General features: G+C 45.2%; 19 protein-coding genes and 1 pseudogene. 18 read left to right on the forward strand and 2 right to left on the reverse strand.

Annotated elements, in window-relative coordinates; all coding sequences use genetic code 11:
• From ACTF5U_RS05745 to ACTF5U_RS05820, 16 genes and pseudogenes are all read left to right on the forward strand, one after another.
• Nucleotides 1–375 (forward strand): annotated as a pseudogene (locus ACTF5U_RS05745) (bifunctional 3,4-dihydroxy-2-butanone-4-phosphate synthase/GTP cyclohydrolase II); the annotation flags it as partial.
• 6 nt (nucleotides 376–381) lie between these two features.
• Nucleotides 382–1,437, forward strand: coding sequence for a DMT family transporter (locus ACTF5U_RS05750; RefSeq protein ID WP_438970687.1), 1,056 nt, complete (start codon nucleotides 382–384; stop codon nucleotides 1,435–1,437).
• Between the two features lie 3 nt (nucleotides 1,438–1,440).
• Nucleotides 1,441–1,713, forward strand: coding sequence for a hypothetical protein (locus ACTF5U_RS05755; protein WP_438970688.1), 273 nt, complete (start codon nucleotides 1,441–1,443; stop codon nucleotides 1,711–1,713).
• Between the two features lie 69 nt (nucleotides 1,714–1,782).
• Nucleotides 1,783–2,097 carry a quaternary ammonium compound efflux SMR transporter SugE gene (sugE, locus tag ACTF5U_RS05760; RefSeq protein ID WP_438970689.1) on the forward strand — a complete coding sequence of 105 codons (315 nt, stop codon included), beginning with the start codon at nucleotides 1,783–1,785 and terminating at the stop codon, nucleotides 2,095–2,097.
• A gap of 263 nt (nucleotides 2,098–2,360) precedes the next feature.
• The gene (locus tag ACTF5U_RS05765) at nucleotides 2,361–4,061 is read left to right on the forward strand and encodes an APC family permease (RefSeq protein ID WP_438970690.1); all 1,701 of its coding nucleotides are present in this window, start codon (nucleotides 2,361–2,363) and stop codon (nucleotides 4,059–4,061) included.
• 152 nt (nucleotides 4,062–4,213) lie between these two features.
• Nucleotides 4,214–6,406, forward strand: a complete 2,193-nt coding sequence (locus ACTF5U_RS05770; RefSeq protein WP_438970691.1) for an FAD-dependent oxidoreductase — start codon at nucleotides 4,214–4,216, stop codon at nucleotides 6,404–6,406.
• Between the two features lie 93 nt (nucleotides 6,407–6,499).
• A complete protein-coding gene (locus tag ACTF5U_RS05775; protein WP_438970692.1) occupies nucleotides 6,500–8,632 on the forward strand; it encodes a heterodisulfide reductase-related iron-sulfur binding cluster in 2,133 nt (710 codons plus the stop codon).
• On the forward strand, nucleotides 8,610–9,998 hold the full coding sequence (locus tag ACTF5U_RS05780; protein WP_438970693.1) for a hypothetical protein: 1,389 nt from the start codon (nucleotides 8,610–8,612) through the stop codon (nucleotides 9,996–9,998). The genes ACTF5U_RS05775 and ACTF5U_RS05780 overlap by 23 nt, the downstream gene beginning before the upstream one ends.
• Nucleotides 9,999–10,046: 48 nt before the next feature.
• Entirely contained in the window at nucleotides 10,047–10,841 is a 795-nt protein-coding gene (locus ACTF5U_RS05785) for an electron transfer flavoprotein subunit beta/FixA family protein (protein WP_438970694.1), read from the forward strand.
• Between the two features lie 2 nt (nucleotides 10,842–10,843).
• Nucleotides 10,844–11,803: an electron transfer flavoprotein subunit alpha/FixB family protein gene (locus tag ACTF5U_RS05790; RefSeq protein ID WP_438970695.1), complete on the forward strand. Its 960-nt coding sequence runs from the start codon at nucleotides 10,844–10,846 to the stop codon at nucleotides 11,801–11,803.
• A 79-nt stretch (nucleotides 11,804–11,882) separates the two neighbouring features.
• Entirely contained in the window at nucleotides 11,883–12,359 is a 477-nt protein-coding gene (gene ribH / locus ACTF5U_RS05795) for a 6,7-dimethyl-8-ribityllumazine synthase (RefSeq protein ID WP_438970696.1), read from the forward strand.
• A 258-nt stretch (nucleotides 12,360–12,617) separates the two neighbouring features.
• On the forward strand, nucleotides 12,618–13,769 hold the full coding sequence (locus ACTF5U_RS05800; RefSeq protein ID WP_438970697.1) for an aminomethyltransferase family protein: 1,152 nt from the start codon (nucleotides 12,618–12,620) through the stop codon (nucleotides 13,767–13,769).
• A 62-nt stretch (nucleotides 13,770–13,831) separates the two neighbouring features.
• Nucleotides 13,832–14,434, forward strand: a complete 603-nt coding sequence (locus ACTF5U_RS05805; RefSeq protein ID WP_438970698.1) for a dimethylamine monooxygenase subunit DmmA family protein — start codon at nucleotides 13,832–13,834, stop codon at nucleotides 14,432–14,434.
• Nucleotides 14,431–15,384: a PDR/VanB family oxidoreductase gene (locus ACTF5U_RS05810; protein WP_438970699.1), complete on the forward strand. Its 954-nt coding sequence runs from the start codon at nucleotides 14,431–14,433 to the stop codon at nucleotides 15,382–15,384. Before ACTF5U_RS05805 ends, ACTF5U_RS05810 begins: the two co-directional genes overlap by 4 nt.
• 11 nt (nucleotides 15,385–15,395) lie before the next feature.
• On the forward strand, nucleotides 15,396–16,448 hold the full coding sequence (locus ACTF5U_RS05815; RefSeq protein ID WP_438970700.1) for a heme-dependent oxidative N-demethylase family protein: 1,053 nt from the start codon (nucleotides 15,396–15,398) through the stop codon (nucleotides 16,446–16,448).
• Nucleotides 16,449–16,507: 59 nt separating this feature from the next.
• The gene (locus ACTF5U_RS05820; protein ID WP_438970701.1) at nucleotides 16,508–17,287 is read left to right on the forward strand and encodes a TorF family putative porin; all 780 of its coding nucleotides are present in this window, start codon (nucleotides 16,508–16,510) and stop codon (nucleotides 17,285–17,287) included.
• Nucleotides 17,288–17,370: 83 nt separating this feature from the next.
• On the opposite strand, the gene ACTF5U_RS05825 is transcribed toward ACTF5U_RS05820, so the two are convergent.
• Nucleotides 17,371–18,774, reverse strand: coding sequence for a PAS domain-containing protein (locus tag ACTF5U_RS05825; protein ID WP_438970702.1), 1,404 nt, complete (start codon nucleotides 18,772–18,774; stop codon nucleotides 17,371–17,373).
• Nucleotides 18,775–18,810: 36 nt separating this feature from the next.
• Between ACTF5U_RS05825 and ACTF5U_RS05830 the strand changes: the two genes are divergently transcribed.
• Nucleotides 18,811–20,646, forward strand: coding sequence for a histidine kinase (locus tag ACTF5U_RS05830; RefSeq protein ID WP_438970703.1), 1,836 nt, complete (start codon nucleotides 18,811–18,813; stop codon nucleotides 20,644–20,646).
• Nucleotides 20,647–20,670: 24 nt separating this feature from the next.
• The gene (narL, locus tag ACTF5U_RS05835; RefSeq protein ID WP_438970704.1) at nucleotides 20,671–21,309 is read left to right on the forward strand and encodes a two-component system response regulator NarL; all 639 of its coding nucleotides are present in this window, start codon (nucleotides 20,671–20,673) and stop codon (nucleotides 21,307–21,309) included.
• Nucleotides 21,310–21,372: 63 nt separating this feature from the next.
• On the opposite strand, the gene ACTF5U_RS05840 is transcribed toward narL, so the two are convergent.
• Nucleotides 21,373–21,714 carry a cupin domain-containing protein gene (locus ACTF5U_RS05840; RefSeq protein WP_438970705.1) on the reverse strand — a complete coding sequence of 114 codons (342 nt, stop codon included), beginning with the start codon at nucleotides 21,712–21,714 and terminating at the stop codon, nucleotides 21,373–21,375.
• Between the last annotated feature and the right edge of the window lie 228 nt (nucleotides 21,715–21,942).

Raw genomic sequence — 21,942 nt, forward strand, 5'->3', positions numbered from 1 at the left:
TTAGTCAGAGTACATGCCCCGATCAACAATTTTGATCTTCTCGATAACCATCGTCACGGTCACACCTGGAGTGTTGCTGAGGCAATGCGGTTTATTCAGGAACAGGGCGAGGGTGTGCTGTTATTGCTGCGTGGTGACGAGCAGGACTGGAACGCACAAGTAGAAGGTGAACGTCATTTCGAAGAAGAATATCAGCTTAGACATTATGGGATTGGTGCTCAAATTCTCAAAGAATTAGGTATTGGCCGTATGCGGCTTATGACTTGGCCTAGAAAGCTACCCTCAATGCGTGGTTTTGATTTGTCAGTTGATGAGTATTTGTTACCGGATGAATTAACAGGACGCGATCTGGCTGATTCCGCACAATGCTCGTAATCAGTCATGAGTTTTTATACGGATAACGCTTTAAAGCGTCATTTTGCTCGAAATCAACGCTGGGGATTTCGTTGGGCACTCTGGACGGCCGTTTTATGGGGCGCCTGGTATATTCCAGGTACAGCCTTATGGTACGAGTACCCATATAACTCCATTGCGCCTGAGCAACAAGGTGAGCGTTTAGTGGCTACGGCTGTAATGACCTGGATCCATGCCATTGCCGTATTTGTTTTTCTGGTTGTGTGGAATGGTTCGCTAGGAAAATTAAAAGATTACGGGCGTACATTAGTACGTTTTAAAAAGATTTCAAAATGGTACGCACTGGCCTCACTATGTGGCGGTCCCCTGGCAATATTCGGCTCTTATATGGCGATGGGATTTGTCGGGCCAGTGTTTGCCGCCGTTACATCACTATTTTACCCGGTTATCGGCGCTGTTATTGCACGGCTTTGGTATCACGAGAAGATCTCGGGACAGGCTGCATTGGGTATGGCCATAATCATAACGGGGGGAGTGGTTATTTATGGTCCGGGCTTGCTGGGTGAGATGGATACGGAGACCAGTTTCGCTTGGCTTGGCTATGTCGGCGGTTTGATGTCTGCAATAGGATGGGGTGCAGAGGGAGCTGTCGCCTCCAGAGCAATGGACGTGACGGATCCTGATGTAGGTATCCAATGCCGGTTTAGTTTCGAGATTCTCTTTTGGGGCCTGCTCATTTTGCCTGCAATCATGTTATTGACGGATATGCCGGTCTGGTTTTTGATTAAAGAAACGTTGCTGACGCCACTAGCGATGACATGGATGCTGCTGGCTTCTGTCTGTCATGCTTTTTGTTATACCGCTTTTTATAAAAGTTTTTCATTAATAGGTGTCAGCCGTGGCGAAGCCATTGGCAATCTGTATGGTGTATTTGCCGTTATTTTTGTCACCCTGGTAACGTTAGAGTTGCCTGAGTGGTATTTCGTGATTGGACTGTTTTTGACGGTAACGGGAAGTTTGGTCATGTTCCGTGAACCGGCTGAATCTGTGGCACATCTGCGTTCGGTTTCTGAGACGACTTAGCTAATGAAATTGCATCATAAAGGCTATGTTCTGGTCCAGCTTGAACGAGAAGAAGTGCAATGGGATAAGCCACTGATTGATGCAGCAATGACGGAATATAAACTGAATGGTGATTACTGGGTGAAGCACTTCAGCATCATCATGGATGAACTGGCTTCAGCGGGTTTAATCAGCCGGGAAGATCACCGTCTTGATACTTTATCTGATCGTTTAATGTTTAAGTATCGTTTGACCGACTTCGGTCGTGAACGAATGCAGGATACCGGATTATTATGATCTTAATGGAAGTGAGGACGACCTCACCGCTCAAGATTCATTGGGGACGGCCTCAGAAAAGGAGAAATGATGGCATGGTTAATCCTACTGATTGCGGGCTTACTAGAAGTTGTATGGGCTATAGGCCTTAAATATTCTGACGGGCTGACACGTTTCTGGCCTAGTCTTGTCACTGTAGTGACGTTATTACTCAGTTTCTGGTTACTGGGGCTTGCAATGCGCTCTTTACCCATGGGCACAGCCTACGGCGTATGGGTAGGCATTGGGGCTGTAGGAACCGTTATTTTCGGTATCGTTTTCTTATCCGAACCCGCTGGTGCAGCCAGGCTATTCAGTGTTGTTTTGATTATCTCTGGCATTATTGGTTTAAAACTCTCAAGTTGAGAGTGGCTTATTATGGAGGAGTGCCATGTCTGATTTTTGGGGTTATCCTGGTGCCGATATTCTCGCCATTATGGTCATTAGTGCCCTCAGCCTTTTGGCGCTATACCAAGCAAGACAGTTTGTGACCAAGCAATGAACTGTTTTTACAAGGTGCGTTAAATGCGTTGTCTTTGCTCTGAAACGCTGCCATGCTTTTAGTATTGACTTAACTAAACGCATCTCAACTTAGATGAAATATCTACGCCACTCAGGAACAAACCAACGTGGAAAATAACGCAACGGCCGATGCGCTTAAGAATGGGGTCAACGAAGACTTCAGAACAACAGAGTTTTCTTTGCATCGCAGTATTGATTGGACCGGTGCGTTTTGGGTCGCAAGTGGTGTACCGGCGCTGGTGTTATTTTCAATGGGAGCGATTGCTGCAACCGTTGGTAAGCCAGCTTGGCTGGTATGGATTATTTCCATCAGCTTTGGTTTTATTCAGGCTTTTACTTATGCCGAAATAGCCGGGCTTTTCCCTCATAAAACGGGCGGGGCATCGGTTTATGGCGCCGTTGCCTGGGTCAACTATAGTAAATTGGTCGCACCGCTATCGATCTGGTGTAACTGGATAGCCTGGGGTCCTGTTTTAGCAATAGGTTCAGGACTGGCAGCCGGGTATATTTTGACGGCATTATTTCCAGCTGATGCTGTTATTAATACGTGGCAAATTACGTTACTTGACCTGAGTTTATTAAAGACCGGGTTGACCCTGAGGGTGAATGCTACTTTTATCATTGGTGCAACCTTGATGATACTGGTGTTTGCGATTCAGAACGGCGGTATTTTACGATCGGCGAAAGTGACAATGATACTGGGTGTAACAGGATTGTTGCCTTTAATGATTCTAGCTATTGTGCCATTCATAACCGGTGATGTTGCCACGTCTCAGTTCTTCCCTTTATCGCCACTGGCCTATGACAGTTATGGTCATGTTATCGATGGTGAATGGAATATTAATGGCTGGGTTTTAATGGCTGGGGGCTTATTTATCGCAGCCTGGTCAACGTATGGCTTTGAGACAGCAGTGTGTTACACCCGCGAATTTAAAAATCCAAGAAAAGATACATTCAAGGCAATCATCTATTCAGGCTTTTTATGTATTGTCGCTTTTACATTAATACCATTAGCTTTTCAGGGGTACCTTGGCTTGGGTCAATTGGTTGAACCTGACACGCTTAACTCTGCTGGTAATGTGGTGTCGCCTGCGGTCTATGACGGTATGCTGGCAGATGATATTTACTCTGGGATGGGTGTTGCCAATGCCTTTGCAGGCATTTTCGGTGGCAGTGGCTTTGTAGCTAATTTATTTGTTGTGATGCTGGTGCTGGCATTGTTGCTATCCATCATGACAACGATGTCCGGATCATCACGAACTTTGTATCAGGGTTCCGTTGATGGCTTATTACCAAGGTTTTTATCTAAAGTGAATGAAAATGGTGCGCCCACCAGAGCAATGTGGACGAATCTAATCATTAACTTGGTATTGTTGAGTATGTCAGATTATGTGTTTTTGCTGGCTGCGTCCAATGTGGGTTATATCATTTTTAATTTTCTCAATCTTAACGCCGGCTGGATTCACCGTATTGATCGAGGTCATTGGGATCGGCCCTACAAAGCACCAACAATATTAATTGTTGCAGGCACATTACTATCCTACTTAAATTTGATTTTTATGGGATTGGGAGCGAATGTCTGGGGTAGCGGTACTCTGATGAGCGGTCTTATTATTGCTGGATTAATTATTCCCATTTTTTTATGGCGACATTATGTGGTCGATAAAGGTGTGTTTCCAACAGCGATGCTGGAAGATATGCAAATACAACAAAAAGGCGTGAAATCATCAAAACCTGCTGGTGTGTTGCCTTATTTGGCTCTTTTCCTTGGTGTCTTTGTTGTTTGGTTCAGCCACAGTTTGGTTTGATAAAAAACCTAAAAACACTTTCTTGATAAAGTGATCCGACCTCAATAGATGCTCCCTACTCCCTAGGAGGTAACCCCTCTTAGGAATTGTTGAGTTTGCTGGCAGTGAAGAAAATAGCATTGCCAACACTCACAACTAGGGAGAAACTAAAAATGGCACGCGATCCTAAACACGATATTCTATTTGAGCCGATCCAAATCGGCCCTAAAACACTCCGTAACCGTTTTTATCAAGTTCCACACTGTATCGGCGCCGGCTCTGACAGACCGGGCTTCCAGGCAGCTCACCGTTCTTTAAAAGCAGAAGGTGGCTGGGCAGCGTTGAACACTGAATACTGTTCGATTCATCCTGAGTCAGACGATACCATGCGTATGTCCGCACGTATCTGGGACGAGGGCGATGTGCGTAATCTTCGCGCAATGACCGATGAAGTTCATAAACATGGCTCACTGGCCGGTATCGAAATGTGGTACGGCGGTGCGCATGCACCCTGTCTGGAATCACGGGCAACGTCACGAGGCCCAAGCCAAATTGCGTCTGAATTTGAACATCTCAGCTACTGTAAAGAAATGGACCTCGACGATATCAAGATGGTCCAGCAGTATTATGTTGACGCTGCTTACCGTGCACGTGATGCCGGTTTCGATATCGTCTATGTTTATGGTGCCCACTCTTATCTGCCATTACAGTTCCTGAACCCTTACTACAACAAGCGTACCGATGGTTATGGCGGTTCACTGGAAAATCGTGCTCGATTCTGGATTGAAACGCTGGAAAAAGTCCGTCGTGCTGTCGGCGAAGACTGTGCCATTGCGACTCGTTTTGCTATCGATACCATTTATGGTCCGGGTCAAATCGAAGTTGAAGAGGATGGTATTAAGTTCATCGAAATGGCGGATGATTTTGTCGACATGTGGGACATCACTGTTGGTGATATTGCTGAATGGGGTGAAGATGCTGGACCCTCACGTTTTTACCAGCAAGGTCACACAGTGCCATGGGTAGAGCATGTAAAAAAAGTGTCCAAAAAACCTGTACTGGGTGTTGGTCGTTACACTGACCCTGAAAAAATGACTGAGTTGGTGACCAATGGCATCGTCGATATTATTGGTGCCGCTCGTCCTTCGATTGCCGATCCATTTCTGCCTAAGAAAATTGAAGAAGGCCGTTATGACGATGTTCGTGTCTGTATTGGCTGTAATGTCTGTATTTCACGTTGGGAAATTGGTGGCCCACCAATGATTTGTACTCAGAATGCGACAGCCGGTGAAGAATACCGTCGTGGTTGGCATCCTGAAAAATTTGCCAAGTCTGACTCGGAAGATTCGATTCTGGTCGTTGGTGCTGGACCTTCAGGCTCTGAAGCTGCCCGTGTGCTGATGGAACGTGGTTATATCGTTCACGTATACGACAAAGCTGAAAAAGTGGGTGGTCACGTCAATCAGGTCGCAACGTTGCCAGGTCTTGGTGAGTGGGGCTATCACCGTGATTATCGTGAAACTCAGCTGGATAAACTGGCTAAGAAGAACAAGCACAACGTGGTTGCGCTTGGTCAGAAGCCATTAACTGCTGATGACGTGCTTGAATACGGTGCAGAAAAAGTCATCATTGCGACCGGTGCGCACTGGAATACTGATGGTAACAACTGCCTGACACATGAACCCATTCCAGGTGCTGACGCTTCACAACCAGAACAATTGACTCCGGAACAAGTTCTGTCGGGTGAAAAAGAAATTGGCAAACGTGTTGTCATTCTGAATTCCGACAGTTATTTCATGGCACCAAGCCTGGCTGAAAAACTGGCGGCAGAAGGTCATGAAGTAACCATTGTTTCTGGTGTTCCTTTGGCGAACTACATGGAATTCACGCTTGAACTTCCAAACATGATGCGTCGCCTTCATGAACTGGGCATTGAAGAAATTGGTGACCATTTCTGTACTCGCGTAGAGAAAAACCGTCTGGAAATTTTCAATATGTGGGGCGATGGTTCTAAACGTACCTACAAAGGTCCAGGTGTTTTCCCTCGTGAGGAGAACAAAACGCATCGCTGGCTTGAGTTTGACTCTTTGGTTCTGGTCACAGGCCGTCATTCTGACAACAGCTTGTATAAAGAGTTGAAAGAACGTGAGAGTGAGTGGGCTGAAAACGACATCAAGGGTATCTATCTCATTGGTGATGCTGAAGCGCCTCGTTTGATTGCGGATGCAACCTTCACGGGTCAACGTATCGCTCGGGAAATTGACGAAGAAAATCCTCAATATCCTCTGCCATATAAACGTGAAACCGTAGCTTGGGGCACGCCACATATGCCAGGTGGTAATCACGAGATCGAATACAAGATCTAATCAGGAAGGCTTGTCTGTTGCCATGTTTTGCATGGCAACAGGCTCTTCTGACCTCAGCATTTTTTATCTCAATTCCAAGCTGGCAGGTGTCTCATGAATGATCCACAAGAAATAACCCGAATCCTGTTTGAAGGATTTCAGACTTCTTCAATTTATATTTTTTATGCTTTTGGTTATTCGGCAATCGCTGTATTTCTATACGGCTGTTTTATACAAATAAGAAAGTACCGTCGTGGTCAACCCGATGCATCCTGGGGCAGTTTCCTTGCACGTTTCTGGGATATGTTCAAAACCATGCTGACTCACCGCACTATAAAACGTCGTGATTCAGCAGCAGGTAAAGCACATGCGGGTATTTTCTTTGGCTTTGTGCTGCTATTTATCGGCACATCTACCATTACATTGGAATACGACATACTCGAACCATTATTTGGCATAACGTTCTGGTATGGCGACTTTTACCTCTGGTTTTCTTTAATTTTAGATATTGCAGGTGTGGCGGTAATCGCTGGCCTTGTATACATGATGTATCGCCGTAAATGGCTGAAATTACCGAAACTGGATTACACCCGTCCTGACAGAGAACCAGGCGATCCTGATTATGATCGCAGTGCGTACCGTCGTGAGGATTGGGCCTTTTTGTGGGGATTTATCCTCATTGTTATTACCGGATTTTTTTTGGAAGCGTCACGTCTGATTTGGTTGATGGACGATTCTAGTGTTTGGGATTACCGTTGGTGGTCTCCCGCGGGTGCGGCCCTGGCCCATCTGATGCATGGCATGGGGCTGGATCCTCAAGCTGCAGGACAGTTCCGTACTGGCTTGTGGTGGTTCCACGGAATGCTGGCATTAGCATTTGTTGCCTTGATTCCGTTCACAAAAGTTAAACATATTTTTACTGCTTCAGCGTCATTGATGTTTCGTGACCCGATGGCGGGGAAACGTCTCCCTACAGTGCCAGAAGATCAGGAAGAGATTGGTATTAAAACCATCACCGATCTGACCTGGAAAAACTTACTCAATTTAGATGCCTGTACGAAATGTGGACGTTGTCATGAAGCGTGTCCAGCGAATGCGGTAGGCGCGCCATTATCGCCACGTGATGTCATTTTGTCGTTGCGTGAGTTTGCCAATAACGCGTTAGAGAAAAAAGACTTGCCCGAAGAGGCCGAGCTGGATGTCCACGGTAAGGATGTAGGTCAGGTGTTTATGGAAACGCTTTGGTCATGTCGTACTTGTCTGGCCTGTGTTGAGATCTGCCCGGTCGCTGTTGAGCATGTGCCTATCATTGTACAAATGCGCCGTAAATTGGTTGATGAAGGCAACATGGAACCCATTCTGCAAAAAACATTGCAGTCCGTTCATAAAAACGGCAATTCGATGGGCGAGTCCAAGCGTAAACGTGCGAAATGGACTAAAGATCTACCGTTCAGCATTAAAGATGCTCGTAAAGAGCCTGTCGATATTATGTGGTTTGTCGGTGACTATGCCTCGTTCGACCCTCGCAATCAGGTCGTAACGAAATCATTTGCTCGTCTTATGCGTCAGGCTGGCGTAGATTTCGGTTTGTTGTATGAAGCCGAGATGAATGCAGGTAACGATGTTCGACGTGTGGGGGAAGAGGGGCTTTATGAATTCTTAGCCTCGTCTAATATTTCGACATTAGAAAAATGTGAGTTCAACTCTGTTGTGACAACCGATCCACATTCTTTTAACACGATTCGTAATGAGTACCCTGACTTTGGTGGTGAGTTTGAAATTCAGCATTACACCACTGTGCTTAAAGAGTTATTTGAGCAAGGCAAACTAAAGCTCAAAGATAAGCTTAATTATCGCGTTACATTCCATGATCCTTGTCATCTTGGTCGTTACAACAAAGGCTATGATGCACCTCGCGAATTGATTGAAATGATTGGTTGCGAACTGGTGGAAATGGATCGTAACCGTGATAACTCGTTCTGCTGTGGTGCAGGTGGTGGCCGCATCTGGATACCAGACCCTGTTGGTCAGGAAAAACCATCTGAAAACCGTATTCATGAAGCAGGCAAAATCGATGATCTCGATGTGTTTATTGTGTCCTGTCCAAAAGACCTGACTATGTTCGAAGATGCCCGTAAAACTGCCGGCTATGAAGATAAGTTTGTGGTTAAGGAGTTGATAGAACTTATTACGGAATGTGTCGAGTTTGATGATGAGTCTGACGATGACAATGACGCAGCAGCTTGATTATCAGGTGCCGGAATCAGCTTCAGAGCTGGTTTCGGTTGCCATTGATATTGCTGATAAATACAGCGCTGCTGCGGTATATCAGCTAGCTGATGTGGATCACCGACAAGCGTTGAGTGAAATGTTATGCGGTCAGCGACGTGATGCATTAAAACTGGCTCGTTGGGAGCATACGCCTTCTGCTGTGTTGGCTTTATTGGCCGGACTGGATGATGATGCTGTTCGATTCCGTATCGATAAAAATCCAGGGACTCAGACTCAAACACTGGCTTCGCTGTATAACAACGAAAAAAATCTGGATTTGATTAATCTCATTGCACAACATAGTCATACTTCGGCAGCGGTATTACAGCAAATTGTTGATACGGTTAATACCCCTGCATTGATTCGAACGGTAGCGAAAAATCCCAATGCAGACAGTGATGTACTTAGCGCTATCCAAAAGAAGTACGGAGACAAGTTTGCTGCAGAATTAGCGAGCCATGCCAATGCTTCCCCGGCGTTACTGGCAAAACTTTATCCAAACGGTAACAGCTTCATACAGGCGGCAATATCCGCTCATGAAAACTGTCCAGACCCGCTGCTTGTGAAATCAGCAAAGCACGAAGATGCGATGGTTTTACGTCATGTTGCATCTAATAGTCGCTTATCTGCTTCCCTGGTGGCGGAACTTGCAGCGCATTCCGATCATAAAGTTCGGCGTGCGAGTGCAGGTAACCCAAAACTACCTTCGACAATGCTTTCAGCAGTTGCTGTGGATCCTTCTGAATTTGTTCGCCGCGCCGTTGCTGCAAGAGATGATCTCAGCACGGACATATTGGCGGAATTGATAGAGGATGAAGACCATTGGGTCAGACAAAGAATAGCGCTGCAGCCGAATTTAACGAATGAACAACTAAAAAGCCTGGCTAACGATGAAAATAAAGAAGTGAGAAGAGCTGTAGCCAGAAATACAAAAACACCTCCTTTCTTACTTCGACAACTGGCAACTGACAAAGAGGCATGGGTTAGAGCGGCGGTAGCCAATCAAAGAAACACTGAAGTCACGGTACTGCAGGAATTGACGTCGGATGATGCTGTTGATGTTCGAGGAGGCGTTGCGCTTAATGCAAATTCACCTCAGGCCAGTTTAGAGAAGCTCACGGATTCCAAAGAGTCTGATGTGCGTCGTGGCGTGATCATGAATAAAAACGCCAAACGTAAGACTTTACTGCCACTGCTCGAAGATCCTTATTACCTGAATCGTCTTCTTTTGGTGCAGAACCCCACTTTAACCGCTGCGGATAAGTGGTCATTGTTTGATGATCCGGATCCAGCAGTACGGTTTTCACTGTTTACCTGGTTTTCCAGGCAATACCTGCAGTAAATAACTGCAAAAAAAAGCTGAATAAAACAGCAAATTAGGAGAAATAGCATGAAAATTTTAGTTGCAGTCAAAGAAGTAGCATCACTTGATGACGACTTTGAAATTCGTGACGACCAGCTCGACGTTGATGAGGATTTCCTGCTTTATGAGCTTAACGAATGGGATGACTACTCCCTCGAAGAGGCGATGAGCATTAAAGAAAACTCAGATACCGATGTCGAGGTCGTGGTGGTCTCAGTCGGTCCAGATCGCGTTGAAGAAAGCCTGAGGAAGTGCCTTGCCAAAGGGGCTGATCGGGCTATTCGTGTTTGGAGTGATGAAATGGAAGGTTCAGACTCGATTACAGTGGGTCGAATTCTTGCCGCGGTCGCCGAACAGGAAAAACCAGATATGGTGTTTGCTGGGGTACAGTCATCTGATAATGCTGATGCCTCAACGGGTATTTCAACCGCTTCCTATCTCAACTGGCCCCATGCTGCTGTTGTGGCTGGGCTTGAATACAAACCTGGTGATAGTAAGGCAACGGTGAGTCGGGAATTAGAAGGGGGTCTTGGACAAGAAGTTGAAATTAGCTGTCCTGCCGTTTTAACGATTCAGTTGGGTATTAATACACCTCGTTATGCCTCGTTACGCGGTATCAAACAAGCTGCAAAACAACCCATTGATGAAGTCAGTCTTTCTGCATTGGGTTTAACAGCTGAAGATGTCGGTGCTGATGTTGCACTGTCTCATGTAAGACGCATGTATATCCCTGAAAAAGGCATGGCAACCATGATCGAAGGGACACCAGCCGAGCAGGCTTCTAAGCTTGCTGAAATCATCAAAGAATTCAAGGGGGAATAAAGATGAAAACGATTCTAGTGGTGGCCGAAAGCCGTCAAAACGAAGTACGCCCAATTTCTTTAGAAACCATTGCTGCAGCCCAGGAGTTACGCCAGTCTGAAGATAAAGTCGTTGTGGCGATTATCGGTCAGCAGGCTGATTCGCTTGTTGATGCTTTATCCGTTGCGGGTGTTGATGAACTGGTGGCTGTCAAAGTGGCTACAGAAGACTTTGACGCAGATATTTTTGAAATGGCAGTAACCAATTTGATGGAAACCTATACCCCATCAGTTGTTTTAATGCCGCATTCAGTTGACAGCCTTGGTTATGCGCCGACATTAGCTCGGAAGGGTAATTATGGTTTTGCAAGTGATGTCTTTGGTTTGCATTATGACGGTGATGACCTCGTGGCAACACGCGCAGCGTATGATCAAAAAGTGAATCTGGAAGTTGATTTTCCCGGTAAAGACTGTGTCTTGATGACAATTCGTCCCAGCGTTTATAAACCAGTGGAAGAAGCGGGTAGTCCTCAGGTGAATAATCTGGATATGACAGATATTGGCAGCCGCAGTCAGAATATACGCTACGTCGAACCTGAAGGTGCTGACGATATAGACATTACCGGTGTGGACTTCATTATGTCCATCGGACGTGGTATTGCTGAAGAAAACAATGTCGATGATTTCCGTGAGCTGGCAGAAAGTGCTGGCGCAACCTTATGCTGTTCGCGGCCCATTGCCGATTCCGGCTGGTTGCCAAAATCACGCCAAGTCGGTCAATCAGGCAAGGTGGTTGGTTCCTGTAAGCTGTATGTCGCGATGGGTATATCCGGTTCGATTCAGCACATGGCTGGGATGAAGCATGTACCGACTATCGTTGCTGTCAATACGGATCCAAGCGCGTCCATTTTTACAATTGCTAAATATGGCATTGTTGGTGATATCTTCGATATTGAAGAAGAACTTCGCGGCCATTTCGAGTAAGCTATTTCCGTCTTAAATAAAAATGTGCGGACAGGTGCTTGTGTGCCTGTCCACACACATTGAAAGTAGAGGAAAAAAAATGGCAACAGATTTACAAAACGCCGTCACTCGTGATGATATTGATGGTAGCGGCCTTAAAATTGGAATCGTCCAATCAAGGTTTAATCAGGAAATTGGTAACGCCTTACTCAAAGCCTGTGTGTCACACTTACAACATGCCAAGGTTGAAGAAAAAGATATCTCTGTCATGACGGTGCCGGGTGCTTTGGAAACTCCATTGATGCTACATGAAATGGCATTAACAGGTGCTTTTGATGGTTTGATTGCTTTAGGTTGTATTATCCGGGGTGAGACCTATCATTTTGAGATTGTTGCAAATGAATCAGCACGCTGTATCTCGAACATCCAGATTGAAACGGGTATTCCCATTGCGAATGCTATTTTGACCACTGAAAATGAACAGCAAGCTATCGATAGAATGACAATAAAAGGTTCAGAAGCAGCCCAAGTCGTTCTGGAAATGGTATTTGCCTTGAAGCAACTCGGTAAATACTAGCGCGATTTCATCACTGGTTAATCAGTGATTGATAAACCCAGTATAATTCCTCGCCCGAGCGTGAAGTCTCACGCCACTATATAAGCGCTCTATAATATTTTTATTCAGTAATATCAGTTGCTTACCGTGTGTAAGCAGCTGAGCTGAACGCTGCACACATTACTCAAAAGGTAGTACTCCATCATGGGAATTACGAAGTACCCTTGATTTAGATATGGTTTTCCTGACGTTAATTTTTAATTGCAGCGGGAGTCTACCATGGGTAATTCAACCCAAACTATCAGTGAATCCGAGCCAGCCGTGACACGCAACTCGGTTCTTAATATCAGACACAAAGAGCTTGGTTCCAAGTTGGATGGTGATACCTGGAATGGTATGCCAATTCCGTGGAGCTACCACACCGATCCGAACGATGAAGTCATTGCTGTCAGAACACGGGCAGGTCTCTATGATATTTCTGCATTGAATATTGTCAATGTGAGTGGACCGGCGGCCCTGAAGGTACTGGATCAGCTAGTTGCTATTGATGTCACTGAGTTGAAACCGGGGACATCACGCTTAGCAGCAGAAGTGAATGAAGAGGGTGCCCTGGTTGATGACATCATGGTGATTTGTGATGCTAAAGAGACTTATCGGCTCTCGCATGGCAGTGGTGCGACTCAAGAAACCCTGGCACGACTGGCAAAAGATCAAGATGTCATTATTGAGCAGGACTACGATGTTCACATTCTCTCTCTTCAAGGTCCGAAATCGGTCGAAATTCTTGATCCTGAAGTCGATATCAACCTGAGAACTTTACCTTATTTCAAACATCTGGAAACCGTGTTGTTTGGTTGTGATGTTGTGATCTCACGGGGTGGGTATTCCGGTGAGCGTGGTTACGAGGTGTATTGCAGTGCAAATGACGCAGTGCATTTGTGGGACAGCATCCTGGAAAAAGGCCACCGCTATGGCGCTATTCCAGCTTCCTGGGACTCACTTGACTTAACACGTGTTGAGGCCGCTTTGCTGTTTTTCCCATACGACATGCCGGAAGGTGATACCACGCCTTGGGAAGTCAATATGAGCTGGTGTATCGACCAGAATAAACAAGGTGATTACATCGGTAAGCAGGCCTTAGCTAAGTTAAAAGGTCGCGAGCGATTCAAACAAACGGGTTTGGTTTGCCAGAGTAATGAAGCGGTCGAAATCGGCGCCAAAATTATCAGAGATGGTAAAGAGATTGGTGAAGTGACGAGTGCTATCTATAGCCAATATTTGATGAAATCCATTGCAATGGTTCATATCAAACCTGAGTTTTCTCAAATAGGTACGCAGGTTTTGGTAGCAGGCGCGAAGCCTGTGAATGCCCACGTCGTTAAAACCCCTTTTTATGACCCTATGCGCCTGCGGACTCATCCAGAGCAATAGTCTTAACCTTTGTCCTTTCAGCTACAGGGAAGTAGCTGGGACAACAAGATGAGGAAAAAATCATGGAAAGAGGATATTGGATCAGAAGTAAACCCGTGTACGACTCACTGGTCTGGCGTGAATATGCCACCGGACATGTTGTCATTGCGCAGGGTGACGGTGGTTTAGCCGTACTGAAATTATTTCAACAAAAATGTCCCCGTGAGCCAATCAAGTTGTTGTTTGCCGATGAAGATGTGGCAGCAAAAAAATATGGCGAGATCATTCAAACGCTGGTTCCAGAAGGTTTAGCGATCTGTGAGTCGGAACAGGCTGTGTTAGCAGCGCTGAAGGAGCAACTACCTGAGTGCCTGATGGGAACACAATTTTATGTCGCTGGCAGTGAACGGTTTATCTGGGCTGTCATTGAGACGCTAAACGAGTATGGCGTTCAGGAACAGCACGTCGCAAAAGAGTTGAGCGGTACCTTAGCGCGCTCCGTTTATTGTGTGCACTGCAAAACCATCAGTGAAAATGTCCATCACAGCATTCATCCTTGCGATGGCTGTGGTCGCCATTTATTTGTTCGGGACCATTTCTCTCGGCGTTTAGGTGCCTATATGGGGGTCATGGTGGATGCCGAAGAACCTGGCAATATTCCGGCAAAAGAGGAGATCTACCCATGAGTGTTTTAAATGTAAAAGTCACTGATGTGGAGCAAGTGACGGAGTTGGTCAAGCATTTCACGCTGGTCCAGGAGAATGGTGAGCCCTTACCGCATTTCTCCGGTGGTAGTCACGTTGTGGTGTCGATGGAAATCGACGGCCGTATTCATCGTAACCCTTACTCATTGATGGGCTCTACTGTGAATACTGACAGCTACCATATCTCAGTTCGCAAGGAGGAAAACTCGCGTGGTGGTTCCAAGTTTATGCATGAAAATGTTGAACCTGGTACTCAATTACAGATTACCTACCCGACCAATTTATTTGCCATTTCCAAATTGGGGCGTCGTCATATTCTGATTGCCGGAGGTATCGGTATCACGCCGTTCATGTCGCAAATTTCCGATCTGAACCGACTGGGTTATGACTATGAACTGCATTATGCCTACCGCTCACCGGAAAATGCTGCGTTTCGTGAACAGCTAAAAGCAATGTGTGGTGACCGGGTGCATTTCTACGTTGATAGTGAAGGCGACCGGCTGGATATTCCCGAACTACTTAAGCGTCAGCCTCTGGGAACCCATGTCTATAACTGTGGCCCGGAACCGATGGTGAAAGCACTGCACCTGCATGCTAAGACCCTGGGCTGGCCAGAAAATCACGTTCACAGTGAAGAATTTACTGCACCGCCGGTAGGTGACGAGTTCAAAGTTGAACTGGCACAAAGCGGTATGGAAATTACCGTACCTGGTGATATGAGCATGCTGGAAGCCATGGAAGAAGCCGGTGCAGAGCCACCTTTCTTGTGTCGTGGTGGTGCCTGTGGCCGATGTGAGCTGGAAGTAGTCTCATGCGACGGTCTTATTATGCACAACGACCATTACCTGTCTGACCATGAAAAAGCCGAAAGCAAAAGCATTATGCCGTGTGTATCAAGAGCCAAATGCTCAAAGCTGGTTGTCAACCTCTAAGGAATTAAGCGATGAATATGGCCAAAGAAATGAAATTTAATCAAGAAACCTTCCGTGACGACTATACATACAAGAACTCACCGGAAGCGATTCGTCGTTTCCCCTTCCCATTTCCTGAAGACGAGTACATGTACAGCGTCAATATTGAGCAGCATACATCGGGTGAGCCGGGCTCAGTTTATGAGCATGCGATTGATATCGATGAACACTATATTGCTGAATGTGAAGATCGTCGCATTACTCTGGAAAATGATCCCGGACGATATGTGGCCCTCCCGCACATGATGGATGCGCAATGGGACATGGTGGAACTGGTGATGGAGTCATTATCAAACGACTACCCTGAACTGTTCCAACTGACCAAAGAAGGTGATAACTGGCACTGGGTTAACAAACCACTGGGTATCGATCAGAAGTTTGTATTTGGTGACGAATCGACGTTACCAATGGAGCCCTTTGAATACGTTGGACGCCAGGTACAAGGTGACTGGGTGGTGATGGATCAGCGTGATGACAACCTGTTTGCTGATATGGGCATTATTACAAGTCAAGCCGACTGGTCACTTGCATTCGATGCCGGTATGTCGTTCCAAGAGTGGCATGGCCCCGTCCCACAGGCGAATGAACTGGGTATTTTTGATCGTGCATTGAAATATCTTTTGCATCTTCAATACGGCAGCCCAGTGCGTCGTCTTAACTGGACGATGACTATTAATCCACGTCTGGATACGTCACCTGAAGAATACCCACTCTGGGGACCTGAAAACGTGTCTGTCACACCAGAAAATGTGGGAGAGAAAGTACATCTTCGGGTTGAATTGCAAGCCTTGTTCAGACTACCACGAAGTAATGCTATGGCTTTTAGCATCCGTGGTTACTTAGCTAGTTTGAATGATCTGACCACATACCCTCGGTGGGGAAAACGTCTTCATCGTGTACTCAAACAGCTACATCCTGATTTGTCTGAATATAAAGGCTTAGATGACTATCGCCAGCACGTAATTGATTTTCTGGCACCGCTGGATGATGGCGAAGATCTGGGTTTGGGAACACAACCAGAGTAAGCAAAAAGTTTTAATCGAGCACAGGGGTAAATGATGACCAACCATAAAGGGAAAAAGATATGAAAAAATTGTTATTAACGATGGCAATGGCAGGTACTGCTTTGTCAGCAACAACAGCATTACATGCTGAAGAGAGCTCAGCGCACAGCTTTAGTTCAAACGTCGGTCTGTTCAGTCAGTATAACTTCCGTGGTATTGACTTTAGTGATGAGGATGTAGCTCTGCAGGGTGGTTTTGACTATGCCCATGCCAGTGGCTGGTATGCGGGTGTATGGGCTTCCAGTCTGGAAGAAGACCTCAATGTGGGTAACAGTCTGGAAGTTGACTTTTATGGTGGTTATTACCATCAGTTTACCGATGACTTTGGTGTCGATGTGGGTTTGCTGCAGTTCTACTACCCTGATCGTGAGAAAGTACCAGGTTTGAATGGTGGTAGTGATGAAGATTTCGATACCACTGAATTGTATGTTGCAGCCACCTGGAAATGGTTTACTGCAAAATACAGCCGCACGCTGACTGATTGGGGCGGTGTCAATAATAATACAATGGGCGCTGATGCCAATGGTGATTCCAAAGGTACAGGTTATTATGAACTGAACTTTGGTTATGGGTTGCCAATGGGCTTTAATCTGTCCGCGCACATTGGCCGTCTGGATGTCGAAAATTATAGTGAATATGATTACACCGACTACCAGATTGGTCTGAGTAAAGACCTGACGCTGGCTGGCTCTGAAGGTTGGACTGTTGGTGTGAATTACACTGATACCAACGCGGATGAAGATTGGTGGGGTGACCGTGGTGATGACCAGTTTATCGGTTATATCTCGCGTAGCTTCTAATCAAGCGTAACGCCAAAAAAGGAGCCACAGAAGTGGCTCCTTTTTTTATGGCCAAAATATCTGTTGTTTAGATGATTTGGAAGTCAATGATGATCCGTTTCCGGAGCTGAATTCATGATTTGTTCAAGCCCGGTGGTCAGCTCATCATAGCTATCACAGGTAATGTCAATGATAACGCCTTCTAAAGTGAGCAATTCATCACTTCCTGAGAAGACACCTTTACCGCGTTCCAATACCCATTTTACCTTGTTACTTCGGGTAAGAATGCGATAAACAATCTGATAACTGCGTTGCTTGATGATTTGGTTTTGTACATGCTCCCAGACACGCTGTTGATCTTCGGGATAAATAAGCTGCATATAGTTAAAATGAAGAGAGTTAGTGATTTCATATGGCTGATATTCAGTGACTTCGAGACAGCCTTCACTGACAAAATCGAAAGTCCAGTTTCTGTCATTTTTACAGCGATAGAGCATACAGGGTACGTTAGGCATGATCATATCAGTGACACTGTGGCTATTGGCTTTGCGTCCTGCTGATGACAGTTTCATCTTACTGATATCGGTTAAAGTGCCGATAATGCTACTTCGCTCACCTTTGAGTTTAGAGGTGGTTGATGACCTTATCTCAAACCAATGAGAACGTCCGTTTTTGGCAATCAGGCGTAGTTCAAACTGACATTGCTGACGTTTGCCTTCCGTCAGGGCATTTAATCGGGCTTCAGCTAGGGGGATATCTTCTGGATGAATAAAAGAAAAGAATGGTTTATCCATGCATTCATCAATTGGATAATCCAATATGCGTTCCCAGGATGGATTGAGAAAAATAAGTTCTTGATCCACATTAATTTGAAAAACGATTTGTTCAATACGATCCACCAGCATGTGATAGCTAAGATCATTAGATGCTGAGGTTGATGCTGGCTCAACAGAGGTCGTGGCAGAAAATTGTAATAAGAACTGGTTTGCTTTTTCAGCAGCATCAAGCGGTGATAATGACATATGAACAGGAATAGTCGTTCCGTCAACATAGAGCATGCGGAGCATAACAGTCTCGTTTGCTTGCTGAACATCCGGTTGGCTGAGCAATTCCGTCAAAGTATGATGATTACTGGGATGAATCAAGTTTGTGAGTGGCATATCAGCAATAAATTCGCGCATACCACTCATACCGAGTTCTTTTAAAAACGCATTATTGGCGAACTTGATATTATAGCCTTCGATCACTGCAGCGGGAGTAGATAACTTGCTGGAGATATCATGACCCCAGGCAATATTATCTAAATTACTATTTTGGTTAGCGGTCGAAGCACGACGTTGTACTCTGGGATAAATATTAATGATTAAAATAGCAGATAAAAAGACGGCTAGAAGCGACGCTAATACAGACAAGTGTATTTTGAAAGGTGCCGTACTGTCCCACCAGAATCCGAACACGACTGAGAAAATGGTGCTAAGCAGAATTAGACAAAATAATAATAAGCTCATAATCCGAAACTTCTATCCAGGGTGTGATACGAGAGAGTGCTGAAAGCAATGGTCATTAAACGCCAAAGAATTACTGCATTATTGAGCAGCTTTAGTAAGCGTACTTTATACGCCAAATTGATGTTATTGCTTTTTTGCATCGCGATAACAGTATTGTTAATGCAGGCGGGCACTATCTTTTTATTAGATTATATCCCTTCCAGCCAGTCAGCCATAGATAAGATTAACAGTCAGAAAGTCTACTGGCATCGCCAACTCTCTCATATCAATGCAATAAAGCTGGATGAAGCTGAAAAAACCTTAAAGGTAATGCAAAAAAACTTCCTTGATACCACCGATTCAGAAGTGCTTTGGATGTTAAAGCAGAAAAACCCGGATATTGCTGAGGCAGTGCGGCAGGTAGAAATGGAACAACAGAACTTTGCTGATCTTGCGAAACTTAACCTAAGGGCAACGGCACAATTACGGGTCGCAGACCGAGTAGCTGATTCATACGATGAGTTGATTTTAGCATTACGTAAGGATAGTGAAATCAAGCGTTCGATAATCGGTTTGTTACAAGCAGTAAGTCTGGTTTTCGTGCTGGGTTGTATTTTGACTCTGGCGCTTTCTGGTCGTCGTGTTCTGGTTGATCGGCTGGATAAGTTATTGAGTTTTATTCAAGTCAAGAATCGTAATTCAGGTTCACGAGGGGGAATGGATGAGTTTGCTGTTTTAGAGCGCCGTGTATCTGAACTCTCGGCACAAATGCAGAGCTATGAGTCTGAAGTCACCTGGGCGCACAGAACCAGTGAACATACCCGATTATTGGTCCGGGCACAGGATTTCATCTTACGGTTCATCGAGAATGTAAGCGAAGATGTTCTGAGTGAAAAAACGATGCTAAAAATGCTTTACTCACTGGAACGGGCGATGGACTTTAGTAATGCTGCACTCATTTATACAGATGATGCTGCAGTGATTTCTACTGAGCGAATTATTTTTTCTCATCATAGTCCTCATGGCTTTAGTGATAGTCTGTTTAAAGAGTTATTACAGACCAACGTGATCAACTATGAATATACTAACTCAGAAGCTGAAATAGTGAGTTGTCTGGGCGTTGCTTTCTCAGGTACCAGTAATGGTGTGGGTGTGTTATTGGTGGAAATGGAGGAGGGGCGCTTTCTCGAAGACTCCGAGGTGAAAGTACTTGAAATCACTGCGCGATTGCTTTCGATGGTCACAAAGTTCCAGAGTCATGATGAGGAGGGAAGGCGTTTGGCAGTATTAGAGGAACGTGCCTCGATAGCAAGAGAACTGCATGATTCTTTAGCCCAGTCACTCTCGTTTATGAAAATTCAAGTATCACGACTTCAATCGAGAGGCGGAGATTCACCACAAAATGAAGTTGTGCAGGAACTAAGAGAAGGGCTGGATAATGCTTACCGTGAATTACGTGAATTATTAACCACTTTCCGTGTGCATATGGATCTGCGTGGACTTGGCTTCGCAATTCAAGCCACGATAGATGAATTCTCACAACGCTCAGAGCTGGCAATCAGTTTTGATAATCGCCTCGTCAATTGCCGCCTGACAGTCAATGAGGAGTTTCATATTCTGCACGTCGTTCGTGAAGCTTTGTCTAATATTGTCAGGCATTCAGGTGCTGATAAAGTCAGTATTCTGATGCTTCTACAGAAAAGTGGTGAGGTGGAGCTGACTATTGATGACGATGGTGTTGGCGTCAGGCCTATATCAGACACGCATGACCACTACGGTCAGGCAATTATGAAAGAACGTGCACAAACACTGGGTGGAGAGGTGGAAGTCATGCCCAGACGCTATGGGGGAACACGTGTCCGTCTCTCATTCATGCCAAAACTGGCACAGTAACGATAAGATATTGAGATTACTAAAATGCAAAACATAATCAGAGTCATGATAATCGATGATCATCCTTTATTTAGAAAAGGTGTGAGCCAGATTATTTCCGATGATCCAAATTTTGAGGTAATAGGTGAAGCAGCATCAGGTCAGGAAGGGTTGGATCTGGCGGAAGAGATTCAACCTGATCTTGTTTTACTGGATTTGAACATGAAGGGTATGGATGGTCTTGAAACGCTGCGGCGATTCAAACAAACGGATCTAATAGCCCGATATGTCATTCTTACTGTTTCTGATTCAGAAGATGATTTGATGGAAGCCTTAAAATCTGGCGCAGACGGTTATTTATTAAAAGACATGGAGCCTGAGGATTTACGCGCCAACCTAGTCAAGGCATCTGTAGGTGTAACGGTCTTGCAGGACAGTATGACTGAGCTGTTGAAAAAAGCGATTACCGAGCCTGATACCAAAGTTAAGCAAGCAGATGCCGGACTCACCGACAGAGAAAATCAAATTCTTGATTGTTTAGCAGAAGGGATGAACAACAAAAACATTGCTCGAAAGCTGGGTATAAGCGATACCACAGTCAAGGTGCACATTAAGAATATATTGAGAAAATTGAACTTAACCAGCCGTCTTGAAGCGGCCGTCTGGAAACATCAACAGAAATAAAAAAATGCCGGTAGCGAGGGGTATAACGCTACCGGCATTCCCAAATGAGCCGTTATTGCAGGTTTACAGGGGGGCGCGTTGACCTACAAAAAAGCCAGTCGCTTTGCTTTCGGTTTCAAATGTAATGGTTTCGCCGTCAGCAAAATACAAAACATCACCCACTTTCGCAGTGACTTTCTGACCTGACTCATCAGAGATGATGAATTCACCATCAACGATAATTTTCATTTCTTCATAGTCATAGGTGTAAACCAAAGGTTTATCACTTTTGTTGAGATGGAAAAATCCAGCACACAAGGTTTTGTCCTTGCTGTCAGAAACTACGGTATCACCGAGCGTTGCATTTACGCCATCAATGCCCATAGACGGTTGATCAGCTTTAATCGCTTGTTGTACATATTTCATATCTTGCCTCCTAAAATTTGTGTCATTAAGACAGGTGCTATTAAATCGCCATTAATAGCCGTCAACAATTATTAAGAAGGCTTACTCACTAAGGGGTAGGAACGCCCTGAGGCGTTTTCATCCAGGGTTGAAATGAGATTCTGGCCCACCTGATCGAAAGTATATTTATGTAAAAGATTGTGGCGGAATCTACAATTATTTTGACGCGATGCTTCGTTTTTTAATCAG

It is taken from the genome of Methylophaga sp. (assembly GCF_965655755.1).
In the GTDB taxonomy this organism is placed as follows: Bacteria; Pseudomonadota; Gammaproteobacteria; order Nitrosococcales; family Methylophagaceae; genus Methylophaga.

What these genes read in the sequence shown, in the direction of transcription:
- ACTF5U_RS05750 (WP_438970687.1), top strand. Translation starts at nt 382, where the DNA reads ATGAGTTTTTATACGGATAACGCTTTAAAGCGTCATTTTGCTCGAAAT.
- ACTF5U_RS05755 (WP_438970688.1), top strand. Translation starts at nt 1,441, where the DNA reads ATGAAATTGCATCATAAAGGCTATGTTCTGGTCCAGCTTGAACGAGAA.
- sugE (WP_438970689.1), top strand. Translation starts at nt 1,783, where the DNA reads ATGGCATGGTTAATCCTACTGATTGCGGGCTTACTAGAAGTTGTATGG.
- ACTF5U_RS05770 (WP_438970691.1), top strand. Translation starts at nt 4,214, where the DNA reads ATGGCACGCGATCCTAAACACGATATTCTATTTGAGCCGATCCAAATC.
- ACTF5U_RS05775 (WP_438970692.1), top strand. Translation starts at nt 6,500, where the DNA reads ATGAATGATCCACAAGAAATAACCCGAATCCTGTTTGAAGGATTTCAG.
- ACTF5U_RS05780 (WP_438970693.1), top strand. Translation starts at nt 8,610, where the DNA reads ATGACAATGACGCAGCAGCTTGATTATCAGGTGCCGGAATCAGCTTCA.
- ACTF5U_RS05785 (WP_438970694.1), top strand. Translation starts at nt 10,047, where the DNA reads ATGAAAATTTTAGTTGCAGTCAAAGAAGTAGCATCACTTGATGACGAC.
- ACTF5U_RS05790 (WP_438970695.1), top strand. Translation starts at nt 10,844, where the DNA reads ATGAAAACGATTCTAGTGGTGGCCGAAAGCCGTCAAAACGAAGTACGC.
- ribH (WP_438970696.1), top strand. Translation starts at nt 11,883, where the DNA reads ATGGCAACAGATTTACAAAACGCCGTCACTCGTGATGATATTGATGGT.
- ACTF5U_RS05800 (WP_438970697.1), top strand. Translation starts at nt 12,618, where the DNA reads ATGGGTAATTCAACCCAAACTATCAGTGAATCCGAGCCAGCCGTGACA.
- ACTF5U_RS05805 (WP_438970698.1), top strand. Translation starts at nt 13,832, where the DNA reads ATGGAAAGAGGATATTGGATCAGAAGTAAACCCGTGTACGACTCACTG.
- ACTF5U_RS05810 (WP_438970699.1), top strand. Translation starts at nt 14,431, where the DNA reads ATGAGTGTTTTAAATGTAAAAGTCACTGATGTGGAGCAAGTGACGGAG.
- ACTF5U_RS05815 (WP_438970700.1), top strand. Translation starts at nt 15,396, where the DNA reads ATGAATATGGCCAAAGAAATGAAATTTAATCAAGAAACCTTCCGTGAC.
- ACTF5U_RS05820 (WP_438970701.1), top strand. Translation starts at nt 16,508, where the DNA reads ATGAAAAAATTGTTATTAACGATGGCAATGGCAGGTACTGCTTTGTCA.
- ACTF5U_RS05825 (WP_438970702.1), bottom strand. Translation starts at nt 18,774, where the DNA reads ATGAGCTTATTATTATTTTGTCTAATTCTGCTTAGCACCATTTTCTCA.
- narL (WP_438970704.1), top strand. Translation starts at nt 20,671, where the DNA reads ATGCAAAACATAATCAGAGTCATGATAATCGATGATCATCCTTTATTT.
- ACTF5U_RS05840 (WP_438970705.1), bottom strand. Translation starts at nt 21,714, where the DNA reads ATGAAATATGTACAACAAGCGATTAAAGCTGATCAACCGTCTATGGGC.